The organism is Vibrio sp. 10N.261.55.A10 (genome assembly GCF_041470825.1).
GTDB classification, from domain to species: Bacteria; Pseudomonadota; Gammaproteobacteria; order Enterobacterales; family Vibrionaceae; genus Vibrio; species Vibrio crassostreae_C.
In genome coordinates this window covers 1-20,223 of sequence record NZ_JBFRNC010000050.1, presented here as the reverse complement: position 1 = coordinate 20,223, position 20,223 = coordinate 1, and the positions used below count along the sequence as shown (strand labels likewise).

The 20,223-nt window shown below is 44.1% G+C and carries 21 protein-coding genes; 12 read left to right on the top strand and 9 right to left on the bottom strand.

What is annotated here, in order from left to right:
• The first annotated feature begins 222 nt into the window (after positions 1-222).
• The 5 genes from leuA to AB4274_RS15450 all read left to right on the top strand — a co-directional run bounded on the left by leuA (position 223) and on the right by AB4274_RS15450 (position 6,046).
• Positions 223-1,770, top strand: a complete 1,548-nt coding sequence (gene leuA, locus AB4274_RS15470) for a 2-isopropylmalate synthase (protein WP_372112562.1) — start codon at positions 223-225, stop codon at positions 1,768-1,770.
• Between the two features lie 98 nt (positions 1,771-1,868).
• Complete coding sequence (gene leuB / locus AB4274_RS15465; protein WP_048657987.1) at positions 1,869-2,960, top strand: 3-isopropylmalate dehydrogenase; 1,092 nt, start codon at positions 1,869-1,871, stop codon at positions 2,958-2,960.
• A gap of 117 nt (positions 2,961-3,077) precedes the next feature.
• Positions 3,078-4,490, top strand: a complete 1,413-nt coding sequence (leuC, locus tag AB4274_RS15460; RefSeq protein WP_372112560.1) for a 3-isopropylmalate dehydratase large subunit — start codon at positions 3,078-3,080, stop codon at positions 4,488-4,490.
• 14 nt (positions 4,491-4,504) lie between these two features.
• Positions 4,505-5,107, top strand: coding sequence for a 3-isopropylmalate dehydratase small subunit (gene leuD, locus AB4274_RS15455; protein WP_017062937.1), 603 nt, complete (start codon positions 4,505-4,507; stop codon positions 5,105-5,107).
• A 156-nt stretch (positions 5,108-5,263) separates the two neighbouring features.
• Complete coding sequence (locus AB4274_RS15450; RefSeq protein ID WP_017061387.1) at positions 5,264-6,046, top strand: DUF547 domain-containing protein; 783 nt, start codon at positions 5,264-5,266, stop codon at positions 6,044-6,046.
• Between the two features lie 95 nt (positions 6,047-6,141).
• On the opposite strand, the gene AB4274_RS15445 is transcribed toward AB4274_RS15450, so the two are convergent.
• Together AB4274_RS15445 and djlA are read right to left on the bottom strand one after the other, a co-directional pair.
• Positions 6,142-6,687, bottom strand: coding sequence for a DUF924 family protein (locus AB4274_RS15445; protein WP_017061386.1), 546 nt, complete (start codon positions 6,685-6,687; stop codon positions 6,142-6,144).
• A gap of 57 nt (positions 6,688-6,744) precedes the next feature.
• Positions 6,745-7,599 (bottom strand): co-chaperone DjlA, encoded by an 855-nt coding sequence (gene djlA, locus AB4274_RS15440; protein ID WP_017061385.1) that lies wholly within the window; start codon positions 7,597-7,599, stop codon positions 6,745-6,747.
• Positions 7,600-7,748: 149 nt separating this feature from the next.
• On the opposite strand from djlA, the gene lptD reads away from it, so the two are divergent.
• From lptD to AB4274_RS15410, 6 genes are all read left to right on the top strand, one after another.
• Complete coding sequence (gene lptD / locus AB4274_RS15435) at positions 7,749-10,082, top strand: LPS assembly protein LptD (protein ID WP_372112559.1); 2,334 nt, start codon at positions 7,749-7,751, stop codon at positions 10,080-10,082.
• A 43-nt stretch (positions 10,083-10,125) separates the two neighbouring features.
• Complete coding sequence (gene surA / locus AB4274_RS15430; protein ID WP_065584690.1) at positions 10,126-11,424, top strand: peptidylprolyl isomerase SurA; 1,299 nt, start codon at positions 10,126-10,128, stop codon at positions 11,422-11,424.
• On the top strand, positions 11,411-12,403 hold the full coding sequence (gene pdxA, locus AB4274_RS15425) for a 4-hydroxythreonine-4-phosphate dehydrogenase PdxA (RefSeq protein WP_017062941.1): 993 nt from the start codon (positions 11,411-11,413) through the stop codon (positions 12,401-12,403). The genes surA and pdxA overlap by 14 nt, the downstream gene beginning before the upstream one ends.
• The gene (rsmA, locus tag AB4274_RS15420; RefSeq protein ID WP_017062942.1) at positions 12,400-13,215 is read left to right on the top strand and encodes a 16S rRNA (adenine(1518)-N(6)/adenine(1519)-N(6))-dimethyltransferase RsmA; all 816 of its coding nucleotides are present in this window, start codon (positions 12,400-12,402) and stop codon (positions 13,213-13,215) included. Before pdxA ends, rsmA begins: the two co-directional genes overlap by 4 nt.
• Before the next feature lie 88 nt (positions 13,216-13,303).
• Positions 13,304-13,684, top strand: coding sequence for a Co2+/Mg2+ efflux protein ApaG (apaG, locus tag AB4274_RS15415; protein WP_004735899.1), 381 nt, complete (start codon positions 13,304-13,306; stop codon positions 13,682-13,684).
• Between the two features lie 29 nt (positions 13,685-13,713).
• On the top strand, positions 13,714-14,517 hold the full coding sequence (locus AB4274_RS15410; RefSeq protein WP_017062943.1) for a symmetrical bis(5'-nucleosyl)-tetraphosphatase: 804 nt from the start codon (positions 13,714-13,716) through the stop codon (positions 14,515-14,517).
• A gap of 74 nt (positions 14,518-14,591) precedes the next feature.
• Here AB4274_RS15410 and folA read toward each other — a convergent pair whose 3' ends face one another.
• From folA to rplU, 6 genes are all read right to left on the bottom strand, one after another.
• Entirely contained in the window at positions 14,592-15,071 is a 480-nt protein-coding gene (folA, locus tag AB4274_RS15405; protein WP_172380432.1) for a type 3 dihydrofolate reductase, read from the bottom strand.
• Positions 15,072-15,108: 37 nt separating this feature from the next.
• Entirely contained in the window at positions 15,109-15,582 is a 474-nt protein-coding gene (locus AB4274_RS15400) for a threonine/serine exporter family protein (RefSeq protein WP_008220023.1), read from the bottom strand.
• Positions 15,582-16,349: a threonine/serine exporter ThrE family protein gene (locus tag AB4274_RS15395; RefSeq protein WP_017061378.1), complete on the bottom strand. Its 768-nt coding sequence runs from the start codon at positions 16,347-16,349 to the stop codon at positions 15,582-15,584. Before AB4274_RS15395 ends, AB4274_RS15400 begins: the two co-directional genes overlap by 1 nt.
• Before the next feature lie 164 nt (positions 16,350-16,513).
• Positions 16,514-17,686, bottom strand: coding sequence for an Obg family GTPase CgtA (cgtA, locus tag AB4274_RS15390; RefSeq protein ID WP_017061377.1), 1,173 nt, complete (start codon positions 17,684-17,686; stop codon positions 16,514-16,516).
• A 305-nt stretch (positions 17,687-17,991) separates the two neighbouring features.
• On the bottom strand, positions 17,992-18,249 hold the full coding sequence (rpmA, locus tag AB4274_RS15385) for a 50S ribosomal protein L27 (RefSeq protein ID WP_004735905.1): 258 nt from the start codon (positions 18,247-18,249) through the stop codon (positions 17,992-17,994).
• Between the two features lie 19 nt (positions 18,250-18,268).
• On the bottom strand, positions 18,269-18,580 hold the full coding sequence (rplU, locus tag AB4274_RS15380) for a 50S ribosomal protein L21 (RefSeq protein WP_004740823.1): 312 nt from the start codon (positions 18,578-18,580) through the stop codon (positions 18,269-18,271).
• A 268-nt stretch (positions 18,581-18,848) separates the two neighbouring features.
• Between rplU and ispB the strand changes: the two genes are divergently transcribed.
• Positions 18,849-19,820 carry an octaprenyl diphosphate synthase gene (ispB, locus tag AB4274_RS15375; RefSeq protein ID WP_372112558.1) on the top strand — a complete coding sequence of 324 codons (972 nt, stop codon included), beginning with the start codon at positions 18,849-18,851 and terminating at the stop codon, positions 19,818-19,820.
• A gap of 103 nt (positions 19,821-19,923) precedes the next feature.
• On the opposite strand, the gene AB4274_RS15370 is transcribed toward ispB, so the two are convergent.
• Positions 19,924-20,106, bottom strand: a complete 183-nt coding sequence (locus AB4274_RS15370) for a hypothetical protein (RefSeq protein WP_372112557.1) — start codon at positions 20,104-20,106, stop codon at positions 19,924-19,926.
• Positions 20,107-20,223 lie beyond the last annotated feature (117 nt).

Here is a 20,223-nt window from a genome sequence, read left to right as displayed (position 1 = left end):
GTTTATTTACGGATATTTGTGTAATGATTTTTTCTTCTTCTCGACTGCTGAAACTTCTCCTTATCGTGAACCAATCGCGCGGGTAAGTTGTGGGTCAAGAACTACACAAATATTAAAACCCGCGCTGAGCGGGTTTTTTTGTAACTGGCACTTTTAAAAGAACATCATTCTTAATAATAATTTGGATAGCAATCGATTCATTATCGATATAAGGAAGCACCCATGAACGATCAAGTGATAATTTTTGACACGACCTTACGTGATGGCGAGCAAGCGTTGGCTGCAAGCTTAACGGTAAAAGAGAAATTACAGATCGCTTATGCACTTGAACGACTGGGTGTAGATGTTATTGAAGCGGGCTTTCCGGTGTCATCACCAGGCGACTTTGAGTCAGTACAAACCATCGCAAAAAATATTAAAGACAGCCGAATCTGTGCACTTTCTCGTGCTGTAGCGAAGGATATCGATGCCGCTGCAGAAGCGTTAAAAGTCGCTGAGCAGTTCCGTATTCACACCTTCATTTCTACATCAACGGTTCACGTGCAAGATAAATTACGCCGTAGCTACGACGATGTTGTCGATATGGCAGTAAAAGCGGTAAAGCATGCGCGCAACTACACAGACGATGTTGAGTTCTCTTGTGAAGATGCAGGTCGTACGCCTATCGATAACCTATGTCGTATGGTTGAAGCGGCAATCAACGCGGGCGCGAAAACCATCAACATTCCAGACACAGTGGGCTACACAGTACCTAACGAGTTTGGTGGCATTATCAAAACGCTATTTGATCGCGTTCCAAACATCGACCAAGCAATCATCTCTGTTCACTGTCACGATGACTTGGGTATGTCGGTTGCTAACTCAATTGCTGCGGTACAAGCCGGTGCTCGTCAAGTTGAAGGTACTATTAACGGTATCGGTGAGCGTGCGGGCAACTGTTCTTTAGAAGAAATCGCAATGATCATCAAAACTCGCCAAGAGTTACTAAGTGTTCATACTGGTTTGGATCATCAAGAGATTCACCGTACCAGTAAGTTGGTTAGCCAGCTTTGCCACATGCCAATTCAAGACAACAAAGCAATCGTCGGTGCTAACGCATTCAGCCACTCTTCAGGTATCCACCAAGACGGCATGCTAAAGAACAAGAACACTTACGAGATCATGACTCCTGAGTCTATTGGCTTGAAAAACAAGGCATTGAACCTAACAAGTCGCAGTGGTCGTGCAGCCGTTAAGAGCCACATGGACGCAATGGGCTACAAAGACAATGAGTACAACCTAGATTCATTGTACGAAGACTTTTTGAAACTGGCTGACCGTAAAGGCCAAGTATTCGATTACGACCTAGAAGCACTAATGCACTTCGCAAATCTACGTGACGAAGATGACTTCTATAAACTTAACTACCTAAGCGTACAATCTGGTAGTGTTATGTCAACCACCAGCATCAAGCTGCAATGTGGTGATGAAGAGAAATGCGAAGCGGCTGTCGGTAACGGCCCGGTTGATGCTTTATACCAATGTATCTACCGCTTAACGGGTTACGAAATTGCATTGGATAAATTCGACCTTACCGCGAAAGGTGAAGGCGAAGATGGCTTAGGCCAAGCTGATATTATTGCGAACTACAAAGGCCGCAAGTACCACGGTACAGGCGTTTCAACGGATATCGTTGAGGCCTCTGGTCAGGCGCTACTGCACGTTATTAATAGCATTCAACGCGCAGACACCATTGCTGAAATGAAACAGCAAAGAATCGCAACAGTTTAAACACCCAATAACAGAGCCCTAGAGCCGATGTTATTGGCTTTAGGGACAAAATTTAAAACGAGCTAAATAGCTCAGTAACAAAGAATTAAAGGATTAACATGACTGATAAATCATACAAAATTGCCGTACTACCTGGTGATGGCATTGGCCCAGAAGTAATGCAACAAGCACACAAAGTGCTAGACGCGATTGAAAAGAAACACGCAATTAGCTTTTCTCGCGAAGAGTATGATGTTGGTGGTATCGCAATTGATAACCACGGCTGTCCACTTCCAGAAGCAACAGTTGCAGGTTGTGAAGAATCTGACGCGGTACTTTTTGGTTCTGTCGGCGGTCCTAAGTGGGAACACCTGCCACCAAACGATCAACCAGAGCGTGGTGCCCTACTTCCTCTCCGTAAACACTTCCAACTGTTCTGTAACCTACGTCCTGCACAAATCCACAAAGGTCTAGAGTCTTTCTCGCCTTTGCGTGCTGACATTTCAGGTAACGGCTTCGACATCGTTGTAGTTCGTGAGCTAACAGGCGGCATCTACTTCGGCCAACCTAAAGGTCGTGAAGGCGAAGGCGCAACGGAAAAAGCATTTGATACCGAGGTTTACCACCGTTACGAGATCGAACGTATTGCCAAGATTGCGTTTGAATCTGCACGTCTACGTAACAAAAACGTTTACTCAATCGATAAAGCAAACGTTCTGCAGAGCTCTATCTTATGGCGTGAAGTGGTTGAAGAGATCGCTAAAGATTACCCAGATGTAACGCTAAACCACATGTACATCGACAACGCGACCATGCAGCTAATCAAAGACCCGTCTCAGTTTGACGTAATGCTATGTTCAAACATCTTTGGTGACATCATTTCTGATGAGTGCGCAATGATCACTGGTTCTATGGGTATGCTTCCTTCTGCAAGCTTGAACGAAAGCAACTTCGGTCTATATGAACCAGCAGGAGGCAGTGCACCAGACATCGCAGGTAAGAACATTGCAAACCCAGTTGCACAAATTCTTTCTGCAGCGCTAATGCTTCGTTACAGCCTAGGCGAAGAAGCGGCAGCACAAGACATCGAAGCAGCGGTATCTAAAGCACTTTCAGCAGGCGAGCTAACGGCAGACCTTGCTGGCAAAAACCAAGCGCTGACTACCTCTGAAATGGGTGACAAGATCGCTGAGTACATCTTAGCTTCATAAGCTAAAGGCTCCGATTAGAAGCAAGTACATAAGAATAATATCAAGCCAAGTCAGCGTAAACCGCATGACTTGGCTAGAAACAAACACTGGGACTGATGCTCCCAAGGAAGAAAAGCTATGTCGACAAACCAGCACGCAAAAACCTTATACGAAAAAGTTTATGACGCTCACGTTGCGGTTGCAGCGAAGGGCGAAACACCAATTCTTTATATCGATCGTCACTTAGTTCACGAAGTAACGTCACCTCAAGCATTTGATGGCTTGCGTGAGAAAGGCCGCAAAGTTCGCCAAGTTGGCAAGACTTTCGCGACCATGGATCACAACGTATCGACACAAACTAAAGACATCAACGCTTCTGGTGAGATGGCTCGTATCCAAATGGAAACGCTATCGAAGAACTGTGAAGAGTTTGGTGTCACGCTTTACGATCTAAACCACAAATACCAAGGTATTGTGCACGTAATGGGTCCTGAGCTAGGTATTACGCTACCGGGCATGACCATCGTATGTGGTGACTCGCACACGGCTACACACGGTGCATTTGGTTCACTAGCATTTGGTATCGGTACTTCAGAAGTGGAACACGTTCTAGCTACGCAAACGCTAAAACAAGCTCGCGCTAAAACCATGAAGATCGAAGTAAAAGGCAAGGTTACTCCTGGCATCACTGCAAAAGACATCGTGCTAGCGATCATCGGTAAAACAACGGCTGCTGGCGGTACTGGCTACGTAGTTGAATTCTGTGGTGAGGCAATTACCGACCTTACGATGGAAGGTCGTATGACAGTATGTAACATGGCAATCGAGCTTGGCGCTAAAGCAGGCTTAATCGCTCCAGATGCAACGACATACGAGTACATCAAAGGTCGCAAGTTCTCTCCAGAAGGCGAAGACCTAGAAGCAGCAATCGAATACTGGGATACGTTAAAAACCGATGCTGATGCAGAATTCGATGCAATTGTTACATTAGAAGCGGCAGACATCAAACCACAAGTCACTTGGGGTACCAACCCAGGTCAGGTTATCTCAGTAGACACACCAATCCCTGCACCAGAAAGCTTCGCAGACCCTGTAGAAAAAGCATCAGCTGAAAAAGCGCTGGCTTACATGGGTCTTGAAGCCGGTAAATCTCTATCTGATTACAACGTAGATAAAGTGTTCGTGGGTTCTTGTACTAACTCTCGTATCGAAGACATGCGTGCAGCAGCAGCGGTAGCGAAAGGCCGTCAAGTAGCGAAACATGTTCAAGCGCTTATCGTTCCGGGTTCAGAGCAAGTTAAAGCACAAGCTGAGGCTGAAGGCCTAGATAAGATCTTCATCGAAGCAGGCTTTGAATGGCGTTTACCGGGTTGCTCTATGTGTCTTGCGATGAACAACGACCGTCTAGGTCCACAAGAGCGCTGTGCTTCTACATCAAACCGTAACTTTGAAGGTCGCCAAGGCCGTGATGGTCGTACGCACCTAGTTAGCCCAGCAATGGCAGCCGCAGCGGCTATCGCTGGTCACTTTGTCGATATTCGTGAACTTTAATTAGAGGATTTAACATGTCAGGTTTTCAACAACACACCGGATTAGTCGTTCCTCTAGATACGGCCAACATCGATACTGATGCGATTATTCCAAAGCAGTTTCTACAGAAAGTAAACCGCATCGGTTTTGGTAAGCACTTGTTCCACGATTGGCGCTTCCTAGACGATGCAGGCCAACAGCCAAACCCTGATTTTGTAATGAACGAAGCTCGCTACCAAGGCGCTTCAATTCTTTTAGCTCGTGAAAACTTCGGTTGTGGTTCATCTCGTGAACACGCACCGTGGGCGCTTGCCGATTACGGTATCCAAGTAATGATCGCACCAAGCTTTGCCGACATTTTCTACGGTAACTCGATCAACAACCAAATGGTGCCAGTTCGATTGACTGAGCAAGAAGTGGATGAGCTATTCCAATTCGTTGAAGCGAATGAAGGTGCAGAAATTACGGTTGATCTAGAAGCAATGAAAGTCAGCGCGAACGGCAAAGAGTACTCGTTTGAAATTGATGAGTTCCGTCGTCACTGCTTACTGAATGGTTTAGATAATATCGGCCTTACACTTCAACATGCCGATAAGATCTCAGAGTTTGAAGCTAAGATTCCTAGCTTCCTAAAATAATGAGACGTTTCTGAATAAATCTAAAGGTTGGCCAAGTGCCAACCTTTTTTATTTGGCTAAGCTTTTAACTTAACTTCATATGTTTATTTAAATGAAGAGCAATGAAAGAAAATGGTAAGCCTTAAGGTCTTAGTAGTCAGTCATCAGGAGAATGCCATGAAACAACTACTTTTTATTGTCAGTCTACTTTTCTCAACCTTAGCTTGGTCTGCGCCTAAATCCGATCTTTGGCCATACTGGAAGCAAAGCGACGAAACCAACCTAGAACAGGTATCTCATCAAGATTGGCAGCAATTCCTCGATAGCTACTTGGTTAAACAGGGGCAAAATACGTTAGTTAGCTATAAAGCGGTGAACACTGCCGATAAGACCAAACTTAAGCAATACATCAAGCAACTCGAACAGGTGAATCCGCTCAACTATTCAAAAGCGGAGCAGTATGCCTACTGGGTTAATCTATATAACGCCGTGACTGTCGATTTGATTCTTGATGCCTACCCGATCAAATCAATAACTAAACTTGGCGGACTATTTAGTTTCGGTCCGTGGGGGGATGATGTGGTAGTCGTTAATGGGAAATCACTGACACTCAATGACATTGAACACCGAATCCTAAGACCAATTTGGCAAGATCCTCGCACGCATTATGCAGTGAACTGTGCCAGCCTAGGTTGCCCTAACTTACAACCTGACGCTTTTACCTCTAAAAATACTGAAGCCTTGCTAGAGCAAGCTGCAACTGAGTTTGTAAGCAGTGACAAAGGCGTGATGGTTACAAACAATAAGCTTCAACTATCATCGATTTACGAATGGTTTGCTGTGGATTTTGGTACGAAGAAACAGCTTATTCAGCACTTAGAACAATATCGAATTGAAGCAGTAACCAATACTCAAAACATCAGTTATGAATACGATTGGTCGCTCAACCAAGCAAACTAGCTCTAAGGCTAAAGTTGATCACTAAAGTAAAAAAGAGGCGAGAGGTTTTTATTAACCTCTAGCCTCTTCTCAATTCTTTGACCGTATTTCTACAATTAAAAGCTTGAGCCCGGTTGCTGCAAGAACTCAATCTCTTCGGGAGTCGAAGCTCGCCCTAACACCTCATTACGGTGCGGATAGCGACCAAATCGCTCAATGATAACCTTGTGCTTAAACTCAAAGTCCAGATTATGCTCTAATCCCGTTTGAGAAAAGAGTTCCACGGCTTGTTCATGGACTAACAAAGATTCACTGTGCATATAAGGCATATACAGGAAGCTTTTCTGTTGCTCGTTAAGCTGGTGATCAAAACCACCCGCTACCGCCTCTTGGGCTAGAGCCAACGCCATCGGATCAGCAGAAAATGCTGTCGGACTTTTTCTACCAATATTTCGAGAAAACTGATCAAGTACGATAATCTCAGCCAATCGTCCTTGCGCAGTTTGGCGCCACTCAAATAGCTCGCCTTGAATGGCTGCTTTATGCAATTCAGAAAATCGAGACTCTATCAAAGTGTCAATCTCGGCGCCGCCAGTAAACCAATCTTTAGGCGTCAACTCATCGAACCAAAACTCTAGAACATCCTGATACGTTACCGTCATATAATTCCCTTTAATAAAAAACCGAGTAACTTTGTTATTACTCGGTTTAGTGTTCAATTACTTAAAACCTTTTACTTTCTTTATCAGGTCATAAGCATTCTGAATTTCTTGCGATTTCTCTTTCGCAACATTCATCATCTCAGGCGGTAAGCCCTTCGCCATCAGTTTATCTGGGTGATGTTCATTCATCAGCTTGCGGTAGGCTTTCTTCACCTCTTTACCGTCAGCACTTTCACTCACACCAAGAACCTTATATGCGTCGCCAAGTTGGTTCTGTTGCGAAGCCTGTTGCCAACCTGATGATTGCCCATGACCCTGATGGCCACCAAAGCTTCCACCTTGCTGTTGGAAACGGAACGCAGCTTCTTGCATCTGCAAGCGGCGTTCTAGTTGTGCTGCCGAAAACCCAAGCCCTTGCGCTATTTTATGCAGAACTTGACGTTCACTCGGGTGCAAACTTCCATCCGCAAATGCGGCAGATACCTGAAGCTCTAGAAAGAACTGCAGAAGATCAAAACGACCACCCGATGAGATTTTAACTCGCTCAAGTACGTCGTTCAGAGGGAAGTCGCTCTCTTTGCCGTCACGGAATGCATCTTGCGCTGCTTTACGCTGTTCGCCATGCAGGTTCATACGCTCCATCATGGTAGAAGCGAGTTGAATCTCTTCTGGCGTTACCTGCCCTTTCGCTTTAGCAACGTGCCCCATAACCGCAAAAGCGGATTTAAAAAACTCGTTCTGTCTTTCTGCTTGGCTTGGACCTCGACCAAAACCAGAGCTATTGAAGCCTGATTGGTTCAATCCGCGAGCTTTATCGAATTGGTGTCCTAAAAACAGACCAAAAACTAAACCGAGTGGCCCTCCAAATAAAAAGCCAAAAAACGCGCCCAAAATTTTGCCAAATATTTGCATTATGTGTTCTCTATCTATGAATTTTATCTGAGTAATGCTGTCTGATGATGCTGAATGCTATTATTTCCTTTATCATAAGGAAAATGCTTTATTAATTGGATTGATACTAGATCAACCCTTCATCTAGTGACACAGGATAGTTCAACTTCATGCAATCTTTTTCCCGCACCTTGTTAGCCGCGTCTATAAGTACGGCGTTATACGTGTCGACAACTCAAGCTGAAACAATCACCGATAGTAGTGTGCAGGAAATGCCCTCTATAGATCAATGCTTGATCGAGCCCGCTGCAGAAAACGAGACACAGCTACCCGCTCATGTTGAGTCAGATCGCTTAGAAGCTATCAATGGTGACAAGGCAATATACTCAGGTGACGTAGTCGTTACGCAAGGGAACAAGACCATCCTTGCAGATAACGTAACCCTGCACCAACAAGAAAATATCGTTGTAGCTGAAGGCAACGTAAACTTTAGTGATGGTCAAATCAAATCTATCTCAGACAGAGCGACCAATAATCTGACTACAGATGAAATGACGCTTGAGAACACCGATTACGAATTCCTTTGCGAGCCCGGTCGCGGAGATGCTGTTTATATAGCAAAAACAGGTAAAGCGGTTTATGAGATTGAAGATGGCTCCATTACCTCTTGCCCTATCGGCGATAATGCTTGGCGTCTAAGAGCATCGAGCATCAGTGTCGACCAAGACGAAGAACAAGCCACTTTTTATAATCCACGTTTTGAAATCCAAAGTGTTCCCGTCTTTTACTTACCTTACTTAACAGTACCGGTGGGTGATACACGTAAAACCGGTTTCTTGTACCCAACAGTTTCGTATGGTTCAAGCGATGGTTTTGAAGCTGAAATCCCAGTTTATTGGAACTTAGCACCAAACTACGACTTGGAAACCACCTTCAAGTACATGCAAGAACGTGGCACTCAACTTAATAGTAAATTCCGTTACTTGAGCGATTTTGGCTCAGGTAGTATCGAGTCTGAATATTTGCCGGATGACAAAAAATACTCAGAAAAAGGTGACCGTTGGGGTGCTCAACTCCAACATTCAGGGATATTCCAGCAATCGTGGTTGTTTGAAGTCGACTATTCAAAAGTCAGTGATATTGATTACTTTACCGATCTAAGTTCTGGTATTGGTAACCGTGAAGATGGCCAACTACTTCAGGAAGGCCGAGCGACATACCGTTCCCAAAACTGGGATGCATCGGTACTTGTTCGAGATTTCCAAGTTCTGACTACAAGCAATAACCTACCTTACCGCCTAATGCCACAGCTAGAGTACAATTACTATGCTCCTGAAGTGATGGAGTATTTAGATTTCGACATGATCAGTCATGTCTCAATATTTGATACCGACGCTGCAGGTAAACCATCTGCGAACCGTATTCACGTGGAACCTGGCATTACCATTCCTGTAGGCAATACTTGGGGTACTTGGACAACAGAAGCTCGACTACTTGGTACTTACTATCAACAAGACCTTGATGGCGTTGATACAGGTGCGGGGTCTGATTATGAAGGCTTAGAAGAATCGGTAAGCCGAGTTATTCCAGAGTTTAGAAGCCACGCAGGTATCGTTCTTGAACGTGATACAAAAATTGTGGGCAATTACACTCAAACACTCGAACCTCAAGTTCAGTATCTTTACGTACCAGAAGAAGATCAAAGTGACATTGGTCTTTACGATACGACACTACTGCAGACCGATTACTATGGTCTATTTAGAAGCCGTAAATATAGCGGTGTTGATCGTATCGCATCTGCGAATCAAATTAGTTATGGTGCATCATCTCGTTTCTTCGATGATGAGTATAAAGAGCGCCTCAATATCTCTTTCGGTCAAATTTTTTATATCGACAAAGATACAAAACAGACTTTAGACAACGACGATTCAGGCAAAAAAACTAATTACTCGTCTTGGGCTATTGAAATGGATTTCAACTATGATGACTACCTGTTCTACCATGGTGGCGTGCAATACGATATCGATACTACTGCAATGCAACTTGCAAACAGCACATTAGAATATCGCTTCGCAGGCGGTTACATACAAACCAACTACCGCTATGTAACAGAAGAGTACATAAATGAAACTGTAGATTTTGACGTATCATCCATAACAAGAGATGGTATTTCGCAAGCGGGTTTACTTGGTTCCTACCAAATTTCACCGAAATGGAGCACCAGTGCTCAATATTTCTATGACTTAACCACACAAGAAGATCTAGAGTGGTTAGCTCGTTTAAACTATAGATCGGATTGTTGGTACATCGGCTTTACCTATAGTAACCGTTTGACAAATAACATTAGTGACCCGAATACCACACCTGAATACGAAAACAACTTCAGTGTGAACTTCGGTATTGTTGGCTTTGGTACCAATATCGGATCTGATTCCGGCGCTATTGGTGATAGCAGTTCAGATAACTCTTTGAGCTACGGTCGCCCATTCTTCTTAAATAACTAATTTTCTTTATTGATAACACATCAGTAAATTTAAAGGATTACACATGACATTGTGGAAACGCACATTAATTGCTATTGCAGCGACTTGTACTTTATCAACAAGCTTTGCAGCACCGGTTGAGCTAGACAGCGTAAAAGTTATCGTTAACGAAGGCGTTATCTTACAAAGCGACATCGATGCTTCGATGAAGACACTGCGTGCCAACGCAAAAAAAAGCGGTCAAACACTGCCATCGCAAGATGTGCTCAATGAGCAAGTACTAGAAAAACTGATCATCGATACTATTCAAACTCAAGAAGCAGAACGTATCGGTGTTCGTATTGATGATGCTCGACTTGATCAAGCAATTGAAGGTATCGCTAAAGACAACAACCAAACGGTAGAACAACTTACCGCATCGGTTGCTGAAGAAGGCCTTAGCTACAATGCATTTCGAGAGCAAGTAAGAAAAGAGATTGCAGCAAGTGAAGCTCGTAACGCCTTAGTTCGTCGCCGTATCAATATTCTTCCTGCGGAAGTTGATAACCTAGCAGATATCTTAGCGCAAGAGACTAACGCGACCGTTCAATATAAAATTGGCCACATTCAACTGCGCTTTAATGATGACCAAACCAAAGAAGAGTTAGAAGCTCAAGCTACTGAACTGGTTGAAGAACTGAACTCAGGCAAAGATTTCAGCACCATGGCATATACTTACTCTAAGGGTCCTAAAGCGCTGCAAGGTGGTGATTGGGGTTGGATGCGTAAAGAAGAGATGCCAACCATTTTTGCTGACCAGATCAAAATGCAAAATAAAGGCAGCATCATCGGTCCTTTCCGTAGCGGTGTAGGTTTCCACATTCTAAAAATTGAAGATGTGAAAGGCTTAGAAACCGTAGCAGTAACGGAAGTGAATGCTCGTCATATCTTGATTAAGCCAACCGTAATCTTGAGTGACGATGGCGCGAAAGAACAACTTGAAGAGATCACGCGCCGCGTAAACACAGGTGAAGCGAGCTTTGGCGACCTTGCACAGCAATACAGCCAAGATCCAGGTTCTGCAGTACAAGATGGTGAGCTAGGCTACCAAACACCAGATTTGTATGTACCAGAATTCAAACACCAAGTAGAAACGCTACCAGAAGGCAAAATCAGTGCGCCATTCAAAACCGTACACGGTTGGCACATTGTTGAAGTACTAGACCGTCGCGAAGTCGACCGTACCGATTCAGCTTTGAAAAACAAAGCTTACCAAATTCTATTTAACCGTAAATTCAACGAAGAAGCTGGTGCTTGGCTACAAGAAGTAAGAGCAAGTGCCTTTGTTGAGATGGTTGAGGACGACCAAGATGACAACAACTAAACGTATTGTCATAACCGCAGGTGAACCAGCAGGGATAGGCCCAGATTTAACTTTGGCTCTATCTCAAGAAAGTTGGCCTCATCAACTCGTGGTTTGTGCTGATAAAACACTGCTATCCGAGCGAGCTAAAATTCTTGGTATCGAAGTCGATCTTCTGGACTACGATGCAAATGCAGCTAAGCAACCGCAACGCGCTGGCACACTGGTAGTGAAACACGTTCCACTTGCTGAAACGGCAGTTGCAGGTCAACTCAATGAGGCTAATGGCCATTACGTATTAAATACTTTAGAAACCGCAGCAATTGGCTGTATGAATGATGAATTTGATGCTATTGTCACCGGCCCTGTTCACAAGGGTGTAATTAACCGAGCTGGCGTTGCTTTTAGTGGCCATACCGAGTTCTTTGCAGAGAAGTCCAATACACCACTGGTAGTGATGATGTTGGCAACTGAAGGGCTGCGTGTTGCTCTCGTAACAACGCACATCCCACTAGCTTATGTATCTCAAGCAGTGACCGAAGACAGATTAGAGCAAATTATTGCTATTCTGAATAAAGACTTGGTTGAAAAATTTGCTATTGAGAAACCAACTATCTACGTGTGTGGCTTGAATCCACATGCTGGTGAAGATGGTTGCTTAGGGCGTGAAGAAATAGAAACCATCACCCCGACGCTAGAAAAAATTCGCCAAAAAGATGGCATCAATTTAGTTGGCCCATTGCCAGCAGACACCATCTTTAATGAAAAATATTTGCAAGATGCAGATGCTGTTTTAGGTATGTATCACGACCAAGTACTCCCGGTATTGAAATACAAAGGGTTTGGTCGCTCAGTGAACATCACGCTTGGCTTACCGTTTATTCGCACATCAGTCGACCACGGTACCGCCTTAGACTTGGCAGGGAAAGGCCAAGCCGATACAGGGAGCTTTAGAACAGCGCTCACGCACGCCATTGAATTAGTAGAGAAAAAGCAATGAGAAATGATGTCCACTTAGGACACAAAGCGCGTAAACGTTTTGGTCAAAACTTCCTTAACGATCCATACATTATTGATGGCATCGTATCGAGCATTAACCCACTACCAGGTCAAAATCTAGTAGAGATCGGCCCTGGTCTAGGCGCTATTACTGAGCCTGTGGGTAAGCTTGTCGATAAATTTACCGTTATCGAATTGGATAGAGACCTTGCAGAGCGTCTTCGTAACCATCCGGATTTGGCTGATAAGCTAACAATCCGCGAAGGCGATGCGATGAAGTTCGACTTCCAAGAGCTCGTTAAGCCAAACAATAAGCTACGCATCTTTGGTAACTTGCCATATAACATCTCTACACCATTGATGTTCCACCTTTTTGAATTCCATAAAGACGTGCAAGACATGCACTTTATGCTTCAAAAAGAAGTGGTTAACCGTTTGGCTGCAGGTCCTGGCAGCAAAGCTTACGGTCGTCTTACTGTAATGGCTCAATACTACTGCAAAGTAACACCAGTACTGGAAGTGCCACCAACGGCTTTCGTTCCGCCACCGAAAGTAGACTCAGCAGTCGTGCGCCTACAGCCATACGAAGTGCTGCCTTATCCGGCAAAAGATCTGAAATGGCTAGATCGCGTATGTCGTGAAGGCTTTAACCAACGTCGTAAAACAGTTCGTAACTGCTACAAGAGCTTAATCGATAAGGAAGTGCTTGAAGAGCTAGGTATCAACCCAAGCATGCGTCCTGAGAACTTAACGCTCGAGCAGTTTGTCGACATGGCAAACTGGTTGTACGACAGTCATAACGCTGACAAATAAATAAAAAAGGCTCCTACACTTCGGTTAGGAGCCTTTTTTATGTAATACTTTAATTACATTAAGTATATCAACAACAAAAGGTGCGAATATGGATATATCTACGCCTTGTATCAAATGCCAGGTTCACTCTAAGTACATAGAAGAACAATCTGAGCCAACGAAGAATCGTTATGTCTTCGCCTACATTATTACCATCAAAAATCTAAGTAAAACAACGGTGCAACTTATGTCTCGCCGCTGGTTAATTACCGACTCTAACGGCAAGCAGCTCACCATTGAGGGTGATGGTGTAGTTGGCCAACAACCCGTGATTGAAGCCAACGACGAGTACACCTACACAAGTGGTACGGTCATCGAAACCCCTGTTGGCGTTATGCAAGGTCACTATGTGATGACCGATAACAAGGGCATTGATTTTATTACCGAAGTTGACCCATTCAGACTCGCAATCCCTAATATTCTTAATTAGCCGTACATCCGTATCTACAGGAAATTATTGTGTCGAATTACATTGTCGGAGACATCCAAGGGTGCTTCGACGAACTTCAAGGACTACTTGAAAAAATTAACTTTGATAAACACCAAGATACTTTATGGGTCGCCGGAGACTTAGTTGCTCGAGGCCCTAAATCATTGGAGACGTTACGCTTTATTCGTAACCTTGGTGACGCAGCTAAGGTTGTATTAGGCAACCACGACTTACATCTTCTGGCGGTGTCCTTAGGACTATTTCCAGCGAAACCAAAAGATAAGACTCAAGCGATTCTTGATGCTGAAGATCGTGAACTGCTAATCGAATGGTTAAGACAACAGCCTTTGCTTCAAGAACACCCAGAGTTCGTGATGTGCCATGCGGGTATCTCACCGCAGTGGAATCTAGAAAGAGCACGTGTTGAAAATCGAGAGATCGTATCCTTGTTAAAGTCCGATAAATGGCAATGGCTAATCGAAAACATGTACAGCAACGCGCCTGATTTATGGCATCAGGATTTACATGATATTGAGCGCTATCGCTATGCGATCAATAGCCTGACAAGAATGCGTTTCTGTTTTGAAGATGGCCGTCTCGACATGGCATGTAAGCTACCACCGAATGAGATTACCGATGAACCATTAGTGCCATGGTTTGACCTTCCGCAACGCATAAAGCTCGATAAAACCGTTGTTTTTGGACACTGGGCTGCGCTTGAAGGCTATAACGGAAAAGACGTAATTGGACTTGATACTGGATGCGTCTGGGGAGGTGAATTGACAATTCTTCGCTGGGAAGATAAACAGTTTTTCACTCAGAAAGCGCTATAAAGATACGAGAAACTTGCGCTACCTTGGTAGGGTAACGCAAGCATTTTTCAGAGACTAGCTATTGATAACCACAGTTAACGCTCGAGAATCACAAACTCCATGTTGTGTTTGTTTTTCTCGTCAGCTTGATAGCTCTCGTTAAAGCTCTGCTTCCAGCCTTCACCCCAGTCAGGAAATTGTGTATCTCCATCGACGGCGAAATCGATGTAAGTCAGATACAACTTGTCCGCTTTAGGTAAGCAGCTCTCATAAATAGAGCCGCCACCAATGATCATCACCTCTTCAACATCACTGAGTAGCTCTAGAGCCTGTTCAATAGAAGTTACCGTCGTTACACCTTCAATCTTTAAACTCTCATCACGGCTGATTACGACATTCAACCGACCCGGCAAAGGGCGTCCAATAGAATCGTAGGTCTTACGTCCCATCACGACTGGTTTACCCATAGTCGAGCGTTTAAACCATGCAAAATCCGCAGGTAAATGCCAAGGCATCTGATTATCTTTACCTATTACACGGTTATTGGCCATTGCTGCAATCATACTGATGATCATAAATCGAAAGTCCTGTCCTTAACTAAAAGAATTGATGCTAGACGATAGGTCTGCGTCGGTAGAATAACAGCCCTGGTACAGCTAAGCCAACCGCCAGCCCTGCGATAATGAACATCGATTTCAAAAAATTCTCCATTAACATCGCTAACAGTTCGGGGCTATACCCAGCCCTATTAATCTCAACCATGGCAATCATTGCTTTAAAGGCAAAGACACCCGGAACCATAGGAATCAAAGCCGCAACTGTAAATACCTTAGGGTGCGCCAACAGTTTATGCGACCAATGCACCCCTATCATGCCGACCACAGTCGCAGCGAAGAAGGTTGCCCACTCAATTGGAATCCCAAAGTGCATCATCAAATAACGGCTACCATGACCGATAGAGCCGCCAAGTGCACAATAAATTAAAGCGCGTTGCGGAACGTTAAACACCAATGCGAATCCGACAGCCGGAATCGCTGCGAAAAACATATCGTTGAGTAAACCTAAAAACAGTTCGAAGATACTCATTAGCTTGCCCACCCCCAAACATCTGATAGACTCATCGCCGCGACAATGCCCAAGCTCGTCGCCAGAGTTAATAAGCTGGCCATGGTAAAGCGCGCTAACCCCATATTAATATGGCCTTTAAGCATATCAGCGACGGAGTTAATCAGAGGAAAACCAGGTACTAACATTAATACAGATGAAGCCATCACGATCGTGGGTTGGCCGCCAATATTGTAAAGTACGGCTTGAGCTGAAATGGTCGTGGTAACGAATGCTGTGATAGCAAAGTTTAATAGCGGATTGAAATGGCGGTGCCCAATCTCTTGCCTGACGATCATACCGCAAGCTGAAGCAATAAAAGTCATCATGAAGACTTGCCAGTCTCCGCCCGCAAGGTGGCTAAAAGAGGCGCACGACAACCCTATCATCACAACCACTAACCAACGGTTGTAGCGCTCGGGGCTGATGTTTTGAATCTTTTTATACGCCAAATCATAATCGAGAATTCCCTTCTCCATCATGATGCAAATGCGTTGAATGTCGGTGATAACCTGCATGTTAATGCCACGATCAGCACAACTTCGAGTAGTGGTAATACAGTGATCATCCATTACGGTAGTTACAACAAGCGCATTGGCTGACAGTGCGACTTCAACCTCATTCACCCCACAAGCAATACCGATGCGACGCATGATATCGCCGACCAGTGTGCTCTCTGCCCCGTGCGCCAATAACATTTGTCCTGATTGAGCGACGAGTCTTGAGATCGCTCTTTGCTTTGATGCCATGATTTCCTTCCCATAGGCGTTAATTATCTAAAGATAAATTTTGCATAAAAAACAGTAAGACGTCATGATTTAGATACAAAAAAACCGCAATTTTCATTGCGGTTTAATAAAACTATCAGTGTACTTGTAAGAAGCGACCGATGCGTTATGAGAAACTAAGAGGATTAGTCACGAACATAGATAACATGGCCGTCATCCTCTTCGTCATCCCAATCGTCCCAATCGTCGTCATCTTCAGTAACGACATTCTTACCGCTCATCGCATCTTTATGGTAGTCATCCCACATAAAGTCTACTTTTTCTTCTTCTTCAACTTCTACAACTTCACGAGGTAGGTTTTCCATAAACTCACCTAGTTTGAAGCAAAGATCTTTGGTGCCGATTTTATTCACAGCAGAGATCTTGAAGTACTCGCCTTCCCAGCCCAAAGCATCGATGATTTCTTGAATCTTTTCGTCTGCTTCGTCTTCTGGCATTAGGTCAACTTTATTGAACACTAACCAGCGAGGTTTTTGTGAAACTTTTTCACTGTATTGCTCAAGCTCATCGATGATCGTTAGTGCATTCTGAATAGGATCAGATTGATCGATCGGCATAATGTCGATCATATGCAGAAGAACACGACAACGCTCAAGGTGCTTAAGGAATCGGATACCAAGGCCAGCGCCATCAGCTGCGCCTTCGATTAGTCCTGGGATATCGGCAACAACGAAGCTCTTTTCAGGGACAACACTTACCACACCCAAGCTTGGGATCAAAGTAGTGAACGGGTAATCAGCCACTTTTGGTTTCGCAGCAGATACTGAACGAATAAAAGTAGATTTACCTGCGTTTGGTAGGCCAAGCATACCAACGTCAGCTAATAGAAGAAGCTCTAAACGCAGTTCACGAACTTCGCCTTTAGTACCCATTGTCTTTTGACGAGGAGCGCGGTTAACAGACGATTTAAAACGCGTGTTACCAAGACCGTGCCAACCACCTTTACCAACCATTACTTTCTTGCCGTGTTCAGCAACTTCAGCAACGATTTCGTTGGTGTGGATATCAACTGCACGCGTACCAACTGGTACTTTCAGCGTAATGTCTTTACCACGTTTACCAGTACAGTTACCGCCGCGACCATTCTCGCCACGCTCTGCATTGTAAAAACGTTGGAAACGGTAATCGATCAGTGTGTTTAAGTTCTCATCCGCTTGGATGTAAACATCACCGCCGTCACCACCGTCGCCGCCATCAGGACCACCTTTAGCGACGAATTTTTCGCGCCAAAAGCTAACTGTACCATTACCGCCATCACCGGCTTCTATTTTTACTACCGCTTCATCAACGAATTTCATTTTTTAACTCCGCACTTACGTTGCGTTACCACTCATCAAGGAGTGATATAAATTCTAGCAGATCCGTGTTTAGATCGATCACCTAAGATCTAGGCCGACCTGCAACCAAGGAACAAATAAGGAGAGGTTCTTTGCTTCTTATTTCTTAAAAACTAATCTGTTTATCAAAAAATAAAACGGCTTCTCAAAACCAAAACAAGAGCGTCTGCTTTTTTATTCTTGCTATAAATAAAAAACCCTGCCGAATCGGCAGGGCTTTTGAATTCAGCTTGAAAGCTAATAAAATAATCTAGTTAAAGATTAAATTACTCAGCTTCGATGCTTACAAACTTACGGTTTTTAGGACCTTTAACAGCAAATTTCACTTTACCTTCAGTAAGAGCGAAAAGAGTGTGGTCTTTACCGATGCCAACGTTTGTGCCAGCGTGGAACTTAGTACCACGTTGACGAACGATGATGTTACCTGCAAGAACAGATTCACCACCAAAACGCTTAACACCAAGACGTTTGCTTTCTGAATCGCGGCCGTTATTAGTAGAACCGCCAGCTTTTTTATGTGCCATTGTTAAACTCTCCTAATACTTAAGCGTTAATGCCAGTGATTTTCACTTCAGTGAACCACTGACGGTGACCAGCTTGCTTACGCGAGTGCTTACGACGACGGAACTTAACGATTTTTACTTTATCGCCACGACCGTGTTGTACTACTTCTGCAGTAACCTTGCCACCTTCAACAAGAGGTGCACCAACAGCGATTTCTTCGCCGTTAGCAACAAGAAGAACTTTATCAAATTCAACAGTTGCACCAGTTTCAACGTCTAATTTCTCTAAACGAAGTGTTTGACCTTCGCTTACTCGGTGTTGTTTGCCACCAGATTGGAAAACAGCGTACATATTTTACTCCGCTTTTTCCGCACAGCCTATGGTTGTTAATTGTACAACTCGGGTGTGCGCTAAACTAATCAATAGGGCGCAGATTCTACGGGAATCATGGCGCTATGACAAGCCATATTTTTAAAAAATTGGCGAAAACCTGTTCGCCAAAGAAAAGTGCGGCAATCATGCCCTTTAGCGATGTATTAATCAACGTTTTTTAGTGTATTATTCAACAATTAAATACAACGTATAAGCCTTACAGGGTCTAACTTCAGCCGGATGAACAATGGATTTTAAAGCTATCCAAACGCTTACTGCCAATGATATGGCAAAAGTGAATGAAACAATTCAAGCCCAACTTAATTCTGACGTAAGTTTAATCAACCAGCTTGGTTTTTATATCGTTAGCGGTGGTGGCAAACGCCTACGCCCTTTGCTTGCTCTTTTATCTGCTCGCGCACTTGGTTATCAAGGTGAAGCTCATATCACCTCTGCAGCCTTTATCGAGTTTATTCACACCGCAACCCTGCTTCACGACGATGTTGTCGATGAATCAGACATGAGACGCGGTAAAGCGACGGCCAATGCCGCTTTTGGTAATGCCGCTAGCGTTTTGGTGGGTGACTTTATCTACACACGCTCATTCCAAATGATGACAACGCTAGGATCTTTAAAGATCCTTGAGCTAATGAGTGAAGCGGTAAACGTGATTGCCGAGGGTGAAGTTCAACAATTAATGAACTGCAATAACCCAGACACCACAGAAGAAAGCTACATGCAGGTGATCTACTCTAAGACTGCTCGTTTGTTCGAAGCTGCGACCCAAATCGGTGCGATTCTTACTGAGTCATCACCAGAGATCGAAACAGCAATGCAGAACTATGGTAAATACCTAGGCACCGCTTTCCAACTGATTGACGATGTGATGGATTACACTGCAGATGGTAAAGAGATGGGTAAAAACGTTGGTGACGATCTAGCCGAAGGCAAACCAACACTGCCTCTACTTTACGCAATGCATAATGGCTCTCCTGAACAAGCAAGCATGATTCGTGAAGCGATTGAGAAAGCGAACGGCATGGAACGTCTTGACGATATTATGGCTGTAATGAAAGAGACAGGCTCTTTAGAGTACACAACAAATAAAGCCTACGAAGAGGCCGATAAAGCCATCGCTGAGCTTTCTGTACTTCCTGGCTCAGAATATAAGCAAGCTCTAACCACGCTCGCACACTTAGCTGTTAAACGCAGTAAGTAAGCAGGTTAATAGACAACTCGCTTCTAGCTTCTATATAAATAACAAAAAGAGCCTCAGGGCTCTTTTTTTTGGTTTTCAACAAATATTTGTAGGTGAGCCAAATTCAATATCGACTGGCTTCTAATGATAACGGCAGTTGTGCTTCAAGCTCTTCCATTGGCACCGCGTACTGCTCATGCCCGTTGTAAGTCTCTACTAGCGCGTACTGCTCTTGCTCATCAATTACCAATACTTTTCCTAAGTGCCCCAAATATTCGACATTCATACCCTTCTGAACAGTAGCCATAACATTTACCTTCACATTAATTGTAAAGCTAAATACGAGTAGCTTGAACTTCAGGATCAAAAAAGCCGATCATAATGACCGGCCCTTATTAATTAGCTTTGTCCCGTCCTGAAATGT